General features: G+C 35.4%; 16 protein-coding genes and 1 pseudogene. 3 read left to right on the top strand and 14 right to left on the bottom strand.

Going from position 1 to position 14763, the window contains the following annotated elements:
* Positions 1–301: 301 nt before the first annotated feature.
* The 3 genes from AC1VNJ_RS20915 to AC1VNJ_RS20905 form a co-directional block, all read right to left on the bottom strand.
* Positions 302–484 carry a hypothetical protein gene (locus AC1VNJ_RS20915; protein WP_154991493.1) on the bottom strand — a complete coding sequence of 61 codons (183 nt, stop codon included), beginning with the start codon at positions 482–484 and terminating at the stop codon, positions 302–304.
* 241 nt (positions 485–725) lie between these two features.
* On the bottom strand, positions 726–1424 hold the full coding sequence (locus tag AC1VNJ_RS20910) for a polysaccharide deacetylase family protein (protein WP_033578574.1): 699 nt from the start codon (positions 1422–1424) through the stop codon (positions 726–728).
* Between the two features lies 1 nt (position 1425).
* Entirely contained in the window at positions 1426–2625 is a 1200-nt protein-coding gene (locus AC1VNJ_RS20905; RefSeq protein ID WP_482641247.1) for an MGDG synthase family glycosyltransferase, read from the bottom strand.
* A 464-nt stretch (positions 2626–3089) separates the two neighbouring features.
* On the opposite strand from AC1VNJ_RS20905, the gene AC1VNJ_RS20900 reads away from it, so the two are divergent.
* Positions 3090–3299 (top strand): hypothetical protein, encoded by a 210-nt coding sequence (locus AC1VNJ_RS20900; RefSeq protein ID WP_482641246.1) that lies wholly within the window; start codon positions 3090–3092, stop codon positions 3297–3299.
* Between the two features lie 170 nt (positions 3300–3469).
* Here the strand turns inward: AC1VNJ_RS20900 and AC1VNJ_RS20895 are convergent, their stop codons facing one another.
* From AC1VNJ_RS20895 to AC1VNJ_RS20875, 5 genes and pseudogenes are all read right to left on the bottom strand, one after another.
* Positions 3470–3703, bottom strand: a complete 234-nt coding sequence (locus tag AC1VNJ_RS20895; RefSeq protein ID WP_045289872.1) for a hypothetical protein — start codon at positions 3701–3703, stop codon at positions 3470–3472.
* A gap of 622 nt (positions 3704–4325) precedes the next feature.
* Positions 4326–4595, bottom strand: coding sequence for a hypothetical protein (locus AC1VNJ_RS20890; protein ID WP_255287264.1), 270 nt, complete (start codon positions 4593–4595; stop codon positions 4326–4328).
* A 22-nt stretch (positions 4596–4617) separates the two neighbouring features.
* Positions 4618–5409, bottom strand: coding sequence for a phosphotransferase (locus AC1VNJ_RS20885; RefSeq protein ID WP_098627301.1), 792 nt, complete (start codon positions 5407–5409; stop codon positions 4618–4620).
* 236 nt (positions 5410–5645) lie between these two features.
* Positions 5646–6422, bottom strand: a complete 777-nt coding sequence (locus AC1VNJ_RS20880) for an SDR family oxidoreductase (RefSeq protein WP_033578569.1) — start codon at positions 6420–6422, stop codon at positions 5646–5648.
* A gap of 138 nt (positions 6423–6560) precedes the next feature.
* Positions 6561–7037: pseudogene (locus AC1VNJ_RS20875) on the bottom strand (hypothetical protein).
* Between the two features lie 188 nt (positions 7038–7225).
* Here AC1VNJ_RS20875 and mle point away from each other — a divergent pair.
* The gene (gene mle / locus AC1VNJ_RS20870) at positions 7226–8065 is read left to right on the top strand and encodes an alpha/beta fold macrolide esterase (RefSeq protein ID WP_482641245.1); all 840 of its coding nucleotides are present in this window, start codon (positions 7226–7228) and stop codon (positions 8063–8065) included.
* A 232-nt stretch (positions 8066–8297) separates the two neighbouring features.
* Positions 8298–8885, top strand: coding sequence for a DUF4825 domain-containing protein (locus tag AC1VNJ_RS20865; RefSeq protein ID WP_482641244.1), 588 nt, complete (start codon positions 8298–8300; stop codon positions 8883–8885).
* Between the two features lie 214 nt (positions 8886–9099).
* On the opposite strand, the gene AC1VNJ_RS20860 is transcribed toward AC1VNJ_RS20865, so the two are convergent.
* The 6 genes from AC1VNJ_RS20860 to AC1VNJ_RS20835 all read right to left on the bottom strand — a co-directional run bounded on the left by AC1VNJ_RS20860 (position 9100) and on the right by AC1VNJ_RS20835 (position 14485).
* A complete protein-coding gene (locus AC1VNJ_RS20860; protein ID WP_049163909.1) occupies positions 9100–9327 on the bottom strand; it encodes a hypothetical protein in 228 nt (75 codons plus the stop codon).
* Positions 9328–9579: 252 nt separating this feature from the next.
* On the bottom strand, positions 9580–10269 hold the full coding sequence (locus tag AC1VNJ_RS20855) for an alpha/beta fold hydrolase (protein WP_482641243.1): 690 nt from the start codon (positions 10267–10269) through the stop codon (positions 9580–9582).
* Positions 10270–10434: 165 nt separating this feature from the next.
* A complete protein-coding gene (locus tag AC1VNJ_RS20850; RefSeq protein ID WP_049163905.1) occupies positions 10435–11358 on the bottom strand; it encodes a LysR family transcriptional regulator in 924 nt (307 codons plus the stop codon).
* Between the two features lie 747 nt (positions 11359–12105).
* Entirely contained in the window at positions 12106–12483 is a 378-nt protein-coding gene (locus tag AC1VNJ_RS20845; RefSeq protein ID WP_098113384.1) for a hypothetical protein, read from the bottom strand.
* A gap of 17 nt (positions 12484–12500) precedes the next feature.
* Positions 12501–13682 carry an Alp7A family actin-like protein gene (locus AC1VNJ_RS20840; protein ID WP_014460729.1) on the bottom strand — a complete coding sequence of 394 codons (1182 nt, stop codon included), beginning with the start codon at positions 13680–13682 and terminating at the stop codon, positions 12501–12503.
* 449 nt (positions 13683–14131) lie between these two features.
* A complete protein-coding gene (locus AC1VNJ_RS20835) occupies positions 14132–14485 on the bottom strand; it encodes a hypothetical protein (protein WP_482641242.1) in 354 nt (117 codons plus the stop codon).
* Between the last annotated feature and the right edge of the window lie 278 nt (positions 14486–14763).

The raw sequence follows: 14763 nt of genomic DNA, 5'->3' as shown, positions 1-14763 counted from the left end.
AAGAATGATCCACCAAAACACAAGTATTGATAATGTACTGAGTAAGTTAATTGGATAAGTCTTATAGTAAAAAGAATACGCGCTGCTATAAAATAAAAGCATCGATAGTAACAACATGAATAGTGGCTTTCTAGAGTGCTTATTGGTGATAAAAAAGTACAAGCCAATTAAAATGGCCATAAAAAAATAAATGTAATTCAACAAATTCCCCATCTCAAACCTCAACATTTTTATAATTTAATACTATGATATTTACGTTTCTCATAAAATCTTTTATGTAGTGGGTCAAAAACACAGCATCTTATGCTTCCTTGCCTCTTTTATGTGTACAATACCCAAAGATAGCAATTCCAAAAGAAACTCCAAAAGCGGTTGAAAATGCTGTTAAAAGATCAAAATTAGAGGTAAACAGCATATTAATTATTACGTTTCCTCCAAAGAAAATTAAAAAATATACCAAGAATTTCAAAATAACTTTTTTCAAGAACTACCCTACTTTCATAGATGTCGTTTAGATTGACTGCTGATTCAACACAGAATTTAAAAATCACGAAATTATAAATATAGCCAATATATGATTATATTACCATATATTTTTACTGACCATAAAAAAGAACCTCTTTAAAATAGAGGTTCTTTTTATAACAGAGAAGATATTTAGTTAGGGTAATGACAAGAATTAAAATGTCATTTGTGAGCTTTAATAAATATAGTTCTCGTACTACTTATAGCTTCTCTACCAATTCATCAACACGGACACAAGTGAATCCTTTCGTTTTCACTGTTTTTAATACATCTCTTAACGCATTAATTGTATTTCTTGGAGCTTCAGATTCCGCCCCTAGCGTATCACCGCAGTCGTGCAGCAAAATCACGTCCCCGCCTTTTATATTTGCTAGGCGCTGTTTAATCTTTTCGCTTCCGCCAGAGGTTCGCCAATCTTCCGCCATGGTTGACCATAGAATAATCTTATATTTACCTCTTTTGATAAAATCGAAAAGATTAAGCATTCCCCAAGGCGGGCGATAATATCTAGGCTCGACTCCCGTGATAGCTTCAATCACCTTGGCTGTATCCTTCAGCCCTTTTTGAACTTTCCAAGGCGACATAAACCAGTTGGAGTGATGTACGTAGTTATGAATTCCGATTAAGTGGCCTTCATTATGCATTCGCTGAATCAGTTCAGGGTACTTTTCTGCTTTGGTACCGACCACAAAAAAGGTTGCCTTCACTTCATTTTTCTTCAATAAATCAAGAAGTATCGGCGTATAAATAGGGTTCGGACCATCATCAAACGTAAAAGCAATTTTCGATAAATCCCTTCCCCTTTTAACTACGTTTACTCCTAGACCACGTGATAGGAAATACGGAATAACGGTGTATAATAAAATTAAAAAAATAATAGCAGAAATCATGAACTCCATATTATATACTCACCTCTATCTCCTTTTGCTTTTGTATTGTTCTATCATTTACGTTGAGTAATGGACTACGTCTTGCTGCTTCGACAATGACATGGAGAGCGTCTATGGATGACGTTTTAGTTTGGTATTTTTTTATTCTTTGTTTCATCCATTTTAAAGGTGCTGAATCATGAACCAGATTTTCGACCCGCGCAACCAACTCTTCTTCTGTTTTTACAGAAAGTGCGAATCCTGAACGACATAAATACTCTGCATTGTCTTCTTCTTGTCCCGGTAACGAATGGTAAATTAATATGGGTAAATCCATCGCCATTGCCTCAGACGTTGTCACTCCCCCCGGCTTGCTGATCATTAAATCTGAAATAGCCATTAATTCTTCAACCTTTTCACAATATCCCAAAATTCTCACGTCATGCTTCGAGTCTTTTAATTCCGACTCTAATTGTGTTTTTAACTTCTTGTTTTTACCGCATACTATAAAAAGTTGCATCGGTGTAGAAATGGATTCTAAGGCCTTAAAGGTTGAAAGTCCTTTCCCAAAAAATCCGTCGCCCCCTCCCATGATGAGCAGGGTGAATATATTGGGATTAATCATATATTTTTCTAAGAGAAGATCCTTTGGAAGAACATCCATAAATCTTTTCCGTACAGGTATTCCTGTGTTTTTAATTTTATCTGCCTCTACCCCTAACGCAATTAATTGATCACGCAATCGAGCAGACCCTACCACATATTGATCTGTACAGGAATGAATCCAATAAGAATGATCCGTATAATCTGTGATGATGGTTACCGCTGGAATATCAATTAACCCTTGCTCTTTTAATTTTGATATAATTCCCGCGGCAAATGGGTAGGTACTAACCACTACTTTCGGCTTTATTTCCTGTATGATTTTAAGCACGGTTTCCATACCCGATAAAAAGATCGAATTTAACTTAACGGAAAAAGAATTTTTCACACGAGTTTTTTCATACAAAAAGCTATACACTTGTGGAAACTTCTTAATTCCTTTTTTATAAATATAATGGCTGATTGGATAAAGGTTGGGATGAACCCACTCCATGATATCAATGGTAATAGGCTCAGCATCAGCAACGACATTACTTACTGCTTCACTTATCGCATTTGCCACTTGTTTATGTCCTTCTCCAAACGTAGCGGAAAGAATTAAGTATTTATCCCGTTCACGGTTATTCATGACTTTTCCCTCCTTGTAGTTTGTATGCTTGTGCTGTGGGGTAAAACTTAGAATTTTCAGCACATCTTTTTGTTCTTTTGTTTAGGCGATTAAAGAATTGCTCTGCTGATAAAAAAGTAATAATGGGTAGTTCCCCTTTTTAATCGATTTGTAGGGTATATCTTTTCTTCTTTTTCGTTACATAGATTGGTTAGGAACTCCTTACACTATTTATTAGAAAAACAAACAGTCTTAAGTTGAGCTTTCAAATAGCACATTTTCAGTCTACGTTTTGTAATTAAAAATAGGCTAAAAATAACATTAAAAATTAATGAAAAATCCAGTTTTTTAATAAATAGTGCTACATTAAAAGAAATACAAAGGTGAAATTAATCTTTTCACCTTTGTATTTCAATCGCATGTAAGCATATTCGCCTTACCGACTGTGCTTTAGATACATACATACTATGAAAGAAGGACAAACCATGGATTTTATCACATCTTATATAAATCAATACGGATATATCGTGCTGTTTCTAGCATTGATGCTGGAACTTCTTGCACTTCCTCTTCCAGGGGAGCTGCTCATGGGCTACGCTGGGGTTCTTGCTTTTCAAGGACATTTAAGCTGGGTGGGAAGTATCTTGGTGGCTGGTATGGGGAGTATGGCTAGGGTTAAACGTTTTGCTTCTTGAAACCTTCCGTCTTATGAAAAGTATTAATCTATAAGTGATACTGTCAAAAAACTTATTTCTGATGTTTCCCATGAGAAAAAACACCTCCAAGTGATTGCTCGGTACCCCATACCCAGTTATCAGCTTGAAGGTGTTTTTTATTTATATAAAATCAGAGCCTGTCCAAATTATTAGCAATTACGTTTTCTTAATCTGCGAACGCTGATACTTTCTAAACTAGTCGTATTTCTATTACCTGAATTATCTTCCCATACTAAAAATCCGCCTTCTGCTCGAATAAACGTACCATTTCCATCAAGCTGTCTTCCAGCAGAAAAAACTTGAATTTTATCTCCTCTTCGAAAATTATCTACTATAGAACGAGATTGAGATGTACGACGATCTCCACTACGACGTCCTGGCATAACTCCACCTCCTTATACACTTATAGTACATACCATAAAGAAAGCAAAAATTGGTATAAGCAAAACGCGTAAAAGTATAAAAATATTTTATAAAATAAAAATTTGGCTATACCTGTCTTTAGTATTTCTGCAAGGTTTCTTACATTTATCCACAGTCCCATGAGACCTCTGAATCTCTTTCATCTTGTAACGTGACCTAGATTCAGTGAGTATAAAATACATAAGGGATGTTTAAGGTGTTTGATGTATATAGTCTGAGAAGTCTTCTTTTAGACATAAAAAAGAATCCTCCATGAAAAAGAGGATTCAATAGGGTAAGTAAGAAAAAGAAATATACATGCATGTTCCTGGGGGGGCTACGCTTGTATAATCAACTTATACCCGCTATTCAATGATTGAAACAGCTAAAAACATTTTATAAAAAAATTGATAGTTAACCTATTAAATTAGCCCTATAGATTCTTGAACTACTCCCCCACGGATGATAACCATCGCCTATATATGAAAAGTCATACTTTTCATAGTATCCAACGTAGTCGGTGCATAAATAAAGATTATCAAATCCGGCATTTTTCGTATCTTCTTTCAGCTTTAAAAGAAGTTGCTCACCTAAGGATTTACCTCAATAACTTTCTTCAATGTAAAGAGAACACACCCAGGGCCATAAATCCATTCGACTTATAAAATCGTTGGTGATAAGCCCTGCGCAGCCGATAATTCCTCCTTCGTCTTCTAACAGGTACCAGACTGGAAGACAACTATTTGTGTTTAAGCTATGTATAATACAGTCTTCGTAAAGCTTTAAATTCTCTTTACTCGCCCACTTACGCTGAGTATATTCAATAGCTTTGTCTTTGTACTCTACCTGTTCTCTAATATTAATAATTCGCATGACAAGGGCTCCTCTATTAAAATTAAATCCATTCTTTTGTATGTTCATAAATGAATTTGATATCGTTTTGATAATGCTCAAGATGCCCTTCGTCTATCATTTTTTGAAACGCAATATCACCTTCACTAGCTTTTCTTGTAATTGTTTTACATAACCCCTCTAATCGCAGCAATACCATTTCCAAATAACCTTCTTGTAATTCTTCGCCATAAGATTCAAAAAATAATTTCACTCTGCGCTTTCTATCTTGAGCATGCTGTGATGAATTATAATGAATTTTCTCACCTGTTTCAGAAAGATAAAATCTACTCAAAGGGACGCACGTATAAAGAGTATAAGCAATGTCCCAAAGTCTTGGCCCAGGTGCAGCAACATCAAAATCAATAATTCCTATTGGTCTCTCATCATTAAAAATAATGTTGTATATAGCAAAATCATTATGACATAGTATTTCAAATGGTTTAGGCGTGTTATCTATTGATTTCCAGCTGTCATCAAATGAAAAATCACTCACTGAATCATGATAAAGACGGAGCATTTTTCCTATTTCTATCAAAACATCATCGGACCACATATATTTCTTCAAGGGATAATTACCAGCTTCACCTTCAATAAATGACAAGACCTCTCTCCCTTTTTCGTCAATGCCTAAAAATTTTGGTGCATAAGTAAATCCCTTGTTTTCTAAATGCTTTAATAGCTTATGAAATTTATGACTATCTGATTTTAATTCTCGTCGTACGGTATTTCCCGAGCGGTAAACGTTAGAAACATTCCCTCCTGTTAGTATTTCTTCGTCCTTAAAGCCTGACATATAAATATTCCCCCTGAATATACCCGATTTGTCGTTAATAAGTGAAAGTGATAAAACATTTACCACAATGATATACCTTATTTCACCATCTATTTAGAACAGCCCGTACTTTTCCCTTCATAGCCCATTAATGTTACTTTACATTATAAAAAAAGAATCTTCATTCGAAGATCTTTTTGACTGCTTATTTCATACAAAAATCCGCTAAAAAAGCGGGAGACCGCTACTATGTTAAATCACCAAAAGCCACCGTCTGAGTGGATAATTTGTCCGGTAATCCATTCTGCTTCTTCGCTTGCTAAAAAAACAACTAATTTTGCGGCATCCCGGGGCTCACCAAGTCGACCCATTGGGAACTTCGGCAGTAAATCTTCCTTCAACTTACTGCTCATCCACCCAGTATTAGTTGGTCCAGGATCTACAGCATTAACAGTAATTTTAAGAGGTGCTAATTCAATAGCAACTGATTTAGTAAATGTAGAAACGGCACCTTTGGTGGCAACATAAGCCAAATTGCCAGGCTCAGGTGACTTATCTTGACCTGATACCATATTAATAATTCGACCGCCATGCTTGCCTTCGATTAGACGTGCAAACTCAACAGTTAAAAGACATGTTCCTCTAACATTCACGTTATAATGAGCGTCGAGAACATCAGCATCTATCGAACGAAAATCTACGTCTACAGAATGTGTTGCATTATTTACAAGGATTGATGGAGAACCCAGTTTGGTTTGAACTGTATCAAGCAGTTTTCTTGATGCATCGGGCTGTGATAAATCCAATTCCATCGATTCACATCGTACTCCCAGACTGCGTATCTCCTCAATCAGATGCTTCGACCAATTAAAATCATCCTCATTACAATAATCCATTAAACGATCATAATTTGACCAATGAGTGAAAAAAATATCTGCGCCTTCTTTAGCTAACTCCCTGCATATTTCAGTACCAATACCTTTTGCCCGACTAGCACCAGTAACAATCGCAATTTTATTTATTAATCGCTTCATAAAGCATCTCCTCATGGGAACGCTGAATTTATATGCTCACCAATAGCACACGATTTCAGCAATCCTGTATATGTATATTAATCTATCAAGTTGTAATGAATGAAAAAGGTAATCAAAGTTTAAATGGTATTACAATGTCTATATTCTGCACTCATAGACAGAGAATGACATGCCTTCTCCGTAGCCATCTTTTACTTCATGAACAGTAAGATTGTTAAATCCATTAGAGCTAAGGATACGTTCAAATTCTTCTGAGCCATAAAGTCGAAGAGGGAAATCCATTATCTCCACCTTTTTTGTCTAATTTCCTTGAAGTAGCTCATATTTTATCTTAGTATTCAAAGAGCTCGCTTTTCTATCGTAGAAGCTTTTTTTGTAAACGACGATGATTTCTTTATTAAAAGATACTCTATTTGTTTCAGTCCAATCTACTAGTTCTTCAATTTCACTTTTTTTCTTTATAATCGTTAAAAGTATTTTCCCGCACATCGGTTCTAATACTTTCATATTTTGGTCTTTTACAAAGGAAAGATAAAACTCCAGCTCTTTTCTCTTTGCAACGGATTTATCAACTTCGTATAACCTTGTGCAAAGCTCTCCATAGTAATCATCCATTCTTATTTCACCTCACATTAGTAGTTTTCCATACGTGCATTCAACTTTCCTGCTCTATTCTAGTCAATAAGGTAACAGACGGAACAATCGATTACCTAAATAAAATTCAAAAAGGAAATATTCTCATTTTAGAGAAGTGAATAAAGGGCTGCTTTTCATTTTTCTAACACTTAAAAGGAGGTACACAAATGAATGAACAAATACTAAAAATAGATAAAGTAGAGATTTGTACAGAAAGTTTTGGGAACCCAGAGAATCCTGCTGTACTTTTAATAATGGGAGCAATGTCCTCGTTAGATTGGTGGGATGAAGACTTCTGTCTTCGCCTCGCTGAAAGGGAGAGATTTGTTATTCGTTACGACCATCGTGATTTAGGCCGCTCTACCACTTATCCACCCGGTACTTCTAACTATACAATAACGGATATGGCTGATGACGCAATTGGCGTTTTAGATGCTTATTCTATAGAAAAAGCTCATATTGTTGGAATGTCGTTGGGCGGGATGATAGGTCAGATTCTTGCTCTTAGATATCCCGAACGCATAGATTCCCTTACTTTAATTGCATCAAGCATTTTTGGAACTGAGGCGGAAAAATTGCCTCCAATGGACCAGCGTATACTTGATTATCATACAAAAAGTACTTCCATAGACTGGTCAAATCAAGAGGCAACCGTTCACTACCTTGCAGGTGGATGGAAAACGTTAAGTGGAACAAAACCTTATGAAGAGGAAAGAATGTATAAGCTAGCAAAAAGAGAAGCTGCCCGCGCCAAACAGCTGCCGAGTAGATTTAATCATGCGTTACTTCAAGGAGGAGGCCAATATTATGACAGATTGAGTGAAATTAGCACACCTACGCTGATTATTCATGGAACAAAAGATCCGGCACTTCCTTATGAACATGGACTTGCTCTTGCAAAAGCTATTTCTCATGCTAAATTAATAGCTCTTGAGGGTACAGGACATGAAGTTCATAGTGAGGACTGGGACCAAATTATCGAAGCAATTGTAGGGATTAGCTCTTAAAAGTAAAAAAAGAGAAATGAAGACTTCAAAGCGCTTTTTCAAGAAAGCTTTGGGGTCTTTTCATATTTCAAAATTCCTTTCTTCTACTAGCAGTTGACAAAAACGTTTTCTATAGCAAAGGGTATTTTGTACAAAAGGACCTACACCTTTTCAAGACAGCCTATTTACGATACACTAATAATTCATGAAATATCCACATAAGGGTATTAAAGTAAGAAAATGGAGGCTTTTTATGAGATATTTTAAGGTATTTTTTTGTTTAATCTTATTACTCCTAGTAGGCATAACCGGCTGTTCTCAAAAAGAAGAAGTTACAAGCATTAATACTGTTGATGTAAAAAAGCTTAAAGAGCGTAGCGGAACTTATGTTGGAAATAATTCTAACGTGGTAGCTATCGTAAGGGACTTGCCTGGAGGAGAAAAATTTAAAGAAATTGATTTACATAATAAAACGCTAAAAATAACGTATGGTACTAAAGCGGGCTCTCTTTCAGAAGATGAAACGTTAAAATATTGGTTTGACGGTAAGAATACATTGGAGAAAAACTTTCTTTACAATGCTATTTATTTAGCAATATTAGTGCCTAATGCTCAAGGTTACAGTTTTAAAGTAGACAATCAAAAATTCTCAGTATCTAGAGAACAAATGGAACAGTTTATTTCTGGCAACATTAAAACTTTACCGGATAGTAATAAATTATTTGATAAAGAAAAAGCACAGCAATTTATAGATGATAATAAAGAAAAGATAAATAAAACAGTTAAATCGGCAGCTATTCGAGAACATTTTTTTAAGAATGTTCCTATAGTAAAAGAATAAAAGGTTGAGACATAACGAAATGAATCCAATCTAAAGATGAACAACTAGTATACATGAGGTGCATCGCTTGTGACACCGCAGTTGATTTCCGTGCAAGGCTTCGCTTTCCGCGGGCGGCCGCTGAGCCTCCTCGTCGCTTGCGCTCCTGCGGGGTCTCACCTGCTCCGCTTTTCCCGCAGGAGTCTTCGCCTTGCCCTCCAGCTTGGGTGAATCACTACAAACTCTTTTTTCTATAAAGAAAGAAACTTATTACCGCTCCCAGTACAGCCATAACTACACTAAAACGAATGAGATGAATAATAAAATCAATAAGGTTTAAATAGGTTGTTTCTGTTACACCATCACCGACTGATTCAACTTCTTTATATGGAATCACAAAGAAACCTAATGATCCTCCTAAAATAAGGCCGTAGAAAAAACCTTTTTCTATAAATTTCAACAAGAAACTCTCCTCCTTTCAAAAATGCTCATCTAATGAGTTATAGCACTCTCTATAACTCATTAGATGAGCATTTATTTATCTTCCACAAAAATTATTTAATTATGAATTTTATTACATATAATCTATATATTAACATATACACAAGTTAAAAGGGAGACTAACGTATAGTCTCCCTTTCTATAAAAGTTTAATAACTTTTAAAAATTATATTTAGTTAAACAGTCTTTCAAATTAAATAAAAGCTCCAGAAAGTCACGAAGCAAGGAAGCTTTTCACAGCAGTTAAAAAAGCGGATAAGTTTCCTGCGTGCACCTCGTGTCCAGCCCCTTTTATCGTTACTAATTTACAATTTGGAATGCGCTTAGAAACTTCCTGCAATTTATCTTGAGGGATATGGCTAGATCCTCCTCCTATGATGAGAGTAGGTGCAATTATCTCTGTAAGACTTCCCCACCATTTAGGATTGGGGGTGTTTAACTGTTGAAGGATTGAAGGTACAACCTCCCAGTCAAACGGTAAAGAACCAGGCGGTTTGGCTGGGATTTCGAACTTTTCTCCTGTAAAAGGTGGAGGAGTGTCTTCAACAATCAATTGATCTACCCTTTCTGGAAATGTTTCAGAAAAAAGATAGGACACCGTACCGCCCATAGAATGCCCAATCAACGTAAAGCGCTCCAAATTCATGGCATTTACGAACTGAAGTAAGTCATCACACATAAGTTCAAACGTATAGGTGCCGGTTCTTTCACTTCCACCGTGTCCTCGCTGATCTAAAGCTAAAAATCGATATTCCTTCCCTAATACAGCTGCTACTTCATCCCACGACTCTGCACTCATTCCCAAAGCGTGAAGTGCAATAATAGCGGGTGCCGAAGCTTCGCCCGACTCTCGATATTGAAATGTTAAACCATTTAGTTCAATTTGATTTACTCCCATTTTCAAATCAGATCAACTCCTAACTCAGATTTCACCAATTAAAATCTAGTTTATTAAGGTTCATCTATGTATTAGTAAAGAAATGAAGATTTCCTTCACCTCTTATCTTATTAGGAAAGATATTAGATTATTTTATGTATCCTTTGTAATTCTTTAGTCAGCATAATGTACCTAGAGATTCTTACTTTCAATCCCCTTATACTTTAACCCAAAAGTACTACAAGCCAATTGAATAAAAGATTGTAAAGGAAGAGACATAAATTTATCTTTATGCCAAAACATTTGTGTATAAAGAGGCGTATCAACTTTAGTACAAGCCAATTCTTTTAATATGCCGTTCTCTAGCTCTCCTCTTACTACTACTTCGGGCAATATGGCAATACCTAAATCTAGCATAACGCATTGCTTAATAGCTTCTACGCTTACAAATTCAAATTTAGTTGATGTACAAATACCCGCCTCACGAAACAAGTTTTCCAATACTACACGATATGAACATCCTGATTCGGTATACAAAAGAGTCTCATTCTCAAGATCTTCTAAGTAGATTTCCGCTTTATCAGCTAAAGGATGCTGAGGGGAAGCAATAATTTTTAAGTTTTCTGCAACAAGACATTGCGTATGTAGATTTGCATCATGATGCTGAATAGGCTCCATTGTAAAGGCGATATCAAGAGTTCCGTCTAGCAGCTGCGCTCTTGTTTGTGCTTGAGAGTAAATGGGCTTAAAAATCATTTTAACCTTTGGAAATTGATCCTTAAACTCTTTTAATATTGGAGGCAATCTATACGTGCACTGACTTTCAGAAGACCCAATAATAAGTGTACCGGCAGGTTCCTCCACTCCACTTACAGCATTTTTTGCTTCATTAGTCAGTTGAATCATTTTATCGGCGTACCTTTTAAATTCTCTGCCTGCCTCTGTTAAAACCAAGCGCTTTCCGAGACGTTCAAATAAAGGCGTTTCAAGTTCATTTTCAAGAGCTTTTATTTGAGCGGTAACGCTTGATTGAGCAAAGTTTAAAATTTTAGCCGTATAGGTGAAATTTAAATTTTCTGCAGCTGTTTTAAATGTAATCAGTTGTTTTATTTCGATTTTCCTCACCTCTATATAATCGGGTATTCCGATTGATTCAATCGGAATGTTCATCTGTAACGATCGTTAATTTCATTATAAAATATGGTAAATCAAACCACAACATACTAAATATAAAGAGATAAGGGGAAATCATAATGACCATAAAAAAAGAAAATACAAAGGAATCGATGAGTTTAACACAAAAAGATACGAGTAAAAAAGATTTCAAATACTACTGGAATGAAATTATTCGAGCGCTTATCGTGACTAAATAATTAGAGCCAATCAATTATATGTTGCTTAAAAAAGCTATATAAATTAAATTCACGTACAAGCGTTTCAATGTAAAAACAATAGCCCGCTAATTCTGAATACCTTCAGAGTTAGCAAGCTATTAATCTAATAAATTTATAGTCATGTTTATTCGTTTGAATCCAACCTAAACTCCGCAATGTCCTTGTCATCTTGGGAGACGGTAAGCGTACCTTTTATCTAACACTTCATGGTGTGATTGAGCTTCGATATGGTATTTAGAATACCTAAACTTAATTATTAATGTTCTTGAGACAAAGCAAATTTAGAATAAATAAAAGTACTCATACTAATTATTATTATCCATAAATAAACTGTTTCCTTCCATTTTTTTTAGGCTTAACACGTTTTTTGTACATATGATAATGTATCAAAAACGAATAGACATATTGAAAACAAAAAAGCTAATGGTATGTGGGACAGTCTCGTCTCACATACCATTAGCTTTTTTAATTAAAAATCGTTATATTCCTCTAAATCATCATCATCTAATGACCCGGATAATTGCTCTAGATCTGCAACCTTACCTTCTTTGAAGGTTTGGTGGCTTTCTGAAGGCTTCTCTTCTATCTCCTCTTGTTTACTCACAAACCCGTTGGACTGAGCTAATTTCTTTAATTCCCGTAGTTCGGAATTGATATGTTCAAGAAGTTCTTCTGTTCTGTGTCCTGCTTCTACTTGATTGGAAGATGAACTATGAAGGTCACGAACAATTAGAGATGAAATATAGTCCCCTAATTTTCGAGACTTTGCATATTTTGCAAGTATATCATAGACTTCATCACTCAACTGATTAGTTTTAATCGTAAAGGCGTTTTGACGCTCTGACATGGTTATCACCTACGCTGTTAGGATTTAACGGCTTTCTTCTCGGCTTGTTTCTTTTGAAGGTACCCCATGCTTCGGATTTCTAAGCCGAATAAATTTAAGTGACGGCTATCCTCAGGCACTTTATGATATTTCTCTGTGCGTTCTTCGCCAATTTTTTCACGCATGCTATTCATAATCGCTACTTCTAGTGTAGGAGCGACACCGCCACTATATACATATTTTCGGATTTTATTTGCTGGTGGTGGGGCGACATCATTTAACTTAGCTAGTAAGATCTCTACATAATCTCTTAGAGAAGATTTGATTTGAGCTGTTAAATCAATGGATTCACCTGTGTTTTCATTCTTTAGTTCAAACTTTTGTTTGCTGTAGTTATCTAAAATAAATTGATCGAAAGCGCGTAAATCGGTAAACAACTCTGGGAATTTCTCTTTTCGTAACTTATCGATATGTGCTAAGTAGGGAATACCCTCGATACTTTGGAACGATTCACGACTGTTCGCAGCCTTCAACCCTTCAGGTAAGATTACAACATCAATGGATCCTCCACCAATATCGATCATTACGGTTTCACATTCCACATATTCATTAGCATCTTCACGGTCTTGAAGCGTTAGGTCTTTCTTTAACGCAAAACGTGCGATTTCACCTTCTTTTAAACAAACACTTTCCTCCACAGATACTTTTAATTCTTTTTCAAATCCTGGGGTATGGATATAAAAAGTGTGATCACCTACAAAGCGATTTGCCATAGCCTTTTGCGCTTCACCAAACGTACTTTCTTTTTTTAGTAACCAAATTGGTAACATTGTAGAGAAATAGTCAATCTGGATGTTGTTGTCCTTTTGATCTTTTGTATGTAACGCGTGGTAGTATGCAACGGCAGCTAAAAATGTTACGTATGGAATATGACTTGTAATTTTATTATGTAAACGATTGATATGATTGTTTGCTAATTGTTGGCTGGCGGCAATGTCACCCACCAAGAAATAACGTTCTTTTTCTTCCTCTCCAATGGTTGTAGATAATAAGATACGCTTTTTAAATTCCTCTGGTGCTGTCACCGCATCTGTGAAGAATGAATCAGCAGCTTCTTTTTGGAGTTCTACTACGTTGGTTTGGAAATCAAATAGATATCCATCTATGATATTCATATCGACTGAGTTCCCACAGTCTTTATTAAAACGTGAAATTTTCATCTCTATACACCTCTTTTTTTAGTTGAACTTCTGTTGAACTTATTATACAAAAGAAAAGGTAGATTTTCAATCCTTCAGTTCAACTGATTTATCATCAAAAACTTACACATATCAACAATTTTTTTTATCTAGTTGAACTTATTTCAGGGTTAGAAAAACAGTGTCAGGAAAGTTCTTTTTCGAGAATAAGAAAGTCGGAAGTAGAAATTCTGGTGAAAAAAGAGGTTGAGACAAAAGTATTTTAGATGAAGTAAAAAACGAGCTATTGATCAAGCGATTAATAGTTTGTTATTTTTATTAAGCTAAACGCAGCCTTCATTTGTTTAGGTCTTTCTAGCAGTTGATTGAAGGGTAAGACAAATACTCCTGGTGGAAAAGCGGAATGTATCAAGATAATATTTATATTCGTTAAGAGACTTAAAATCTTGTTTGACAATATTAGATAACACTCACCTTTTTTGAACTACCTTTTTCATTAACTGACTTTTATGATCTTTATCTTTAACTATAATATAATCCTCTGTTCCTTTTAGTGAATAGATTTCTGAACCAACTGTAAAATAGTTTGATTGATTATTACCCGCGGGCATTTTAGTTGCTTTGGTTTCCTTTTCTATTGTCCCTATTTGGTCTCCTATTTCTTGTGTTTGATCTAATTTATCTTCTGTTCCGTTATATTCCTTGTTTTCAACTACAACAACGATAGCAGAAGAACTCTCTGTATTCGTCCCTAAACTTTCTTGATTACATGCAGTTAGAACGATTAAATAAACTACTGACAGAAAACTAAGTGTTCTCTTCATAATAGCCTCCGGAAATCATTTTCCTTACCCTTTAAGTAAAATTGACATTAGGCGATATACCAAGTTCAGTGACGTATCATAATGTATTCGAAAACGAACAATCCTAAAAGTTCTATTAAACAAACTTTCTAGGCTCCTCCACATAAAAATCCACATAACCGCAGCTTGAACAAACATAAGGTATTAACTCACTGTAATGGTGATTGTTATTTAATCCCCTGCTCGGTGTTTTATTTATACCTACTGTACCAGGTGATGATTGAATACGGGCTTTGGTT

This window comes from Priestia sp. 3CA3 (assembly GCF_056836725.1).
The sequence above is the reverse complement of the archived record's forward strand: the minus strand, read 5'-3'. Positions and strand labels throughout refer to the sequence as shown.

Coding starts and splice junctions, on each gene's coding strand:
- AC1VNJ_RS20885 (WP_098627301.1), bottom strand. CDS start 5,409: ATGTCAGGCTTTAAGGACGAAGAAATACTAACAGGAGGGAATGTTTCT.
- AC1VNJ_RS20910 (WP_033578574.1), bottom strand. CDS start 1,424: ATGGAGTTCATGATTTCTGCTATTATTTTTTTAATTTTATTATACACC.
- AC1VNJ_RS20835 (WP_482641242.1), bottom strand. CDS start 14,485: ATGAAGAGAACACTTAGTTTTCTGTCAGTAGTTTATTTAATCGTTCTA.
- AC1VNJ_RS20900 (WP_482641246.1), top strand. CDS start 3,090: ATGGATTTTATCACATCTTATATAAATCAATACGGATATATCGTGCTG.
- AC1VNJ_RS20905 (WP_482641247.1), bottom strand. CDS start 2,625: ATGAATAACCGTGAACGGGATAAATACTTAATTCTTTCCGCTACGTTT.
- AC1VNJ_RS20890 (WP_255287264.1), bottom strand. CDS start 4,595: ATGCGAATTATTAATATTAGAGAACAGGTAGAGTACAAAGACAAAGCT.
- AC1VNJ_RS20865 (WP_482641244.1), top strand. CDS start 8,298: ATGAGATATTTTAAGGTATTTTTTTGTTTAATCTTATTACTCCTAGTA.
- AC1VNJ_RS20895 (WP_045289872.1), bottom strand. CDS start 3,703: ATGCCAGGACGTCGTAGTGGAGATCGTCGTACATCTCAATCTCGTTCT.
- AC1VNJ_RS20880 (WP_033578569.1), bottom strand. CDS start 6,422: ATGAAGCGATTAATAAATAAAATTGCGATTGTTACTGGTGCTAGTCGG.
- AC1VNJ_RS20840 (WP_014460729.1), bottom strand. CDS start 13,682: ATGAAAATTTCACGTTTTAATAAAGACTGTGGGAACTCAGTCGATATG.
- AC1VNJ_RS20845 (WP_098113384.1), bottom strand. CDS start 12,483: ATGTCAGAGCGTCAAAACGCCTTTACGATTAAAACTAATCAGTTGAGT.
- mle (WP_482641245.1), top strand. CDS start 7,226: ATGAATGAACAAATACTAAAAATAGATAAAGTAGAGATTTGTACAGAA.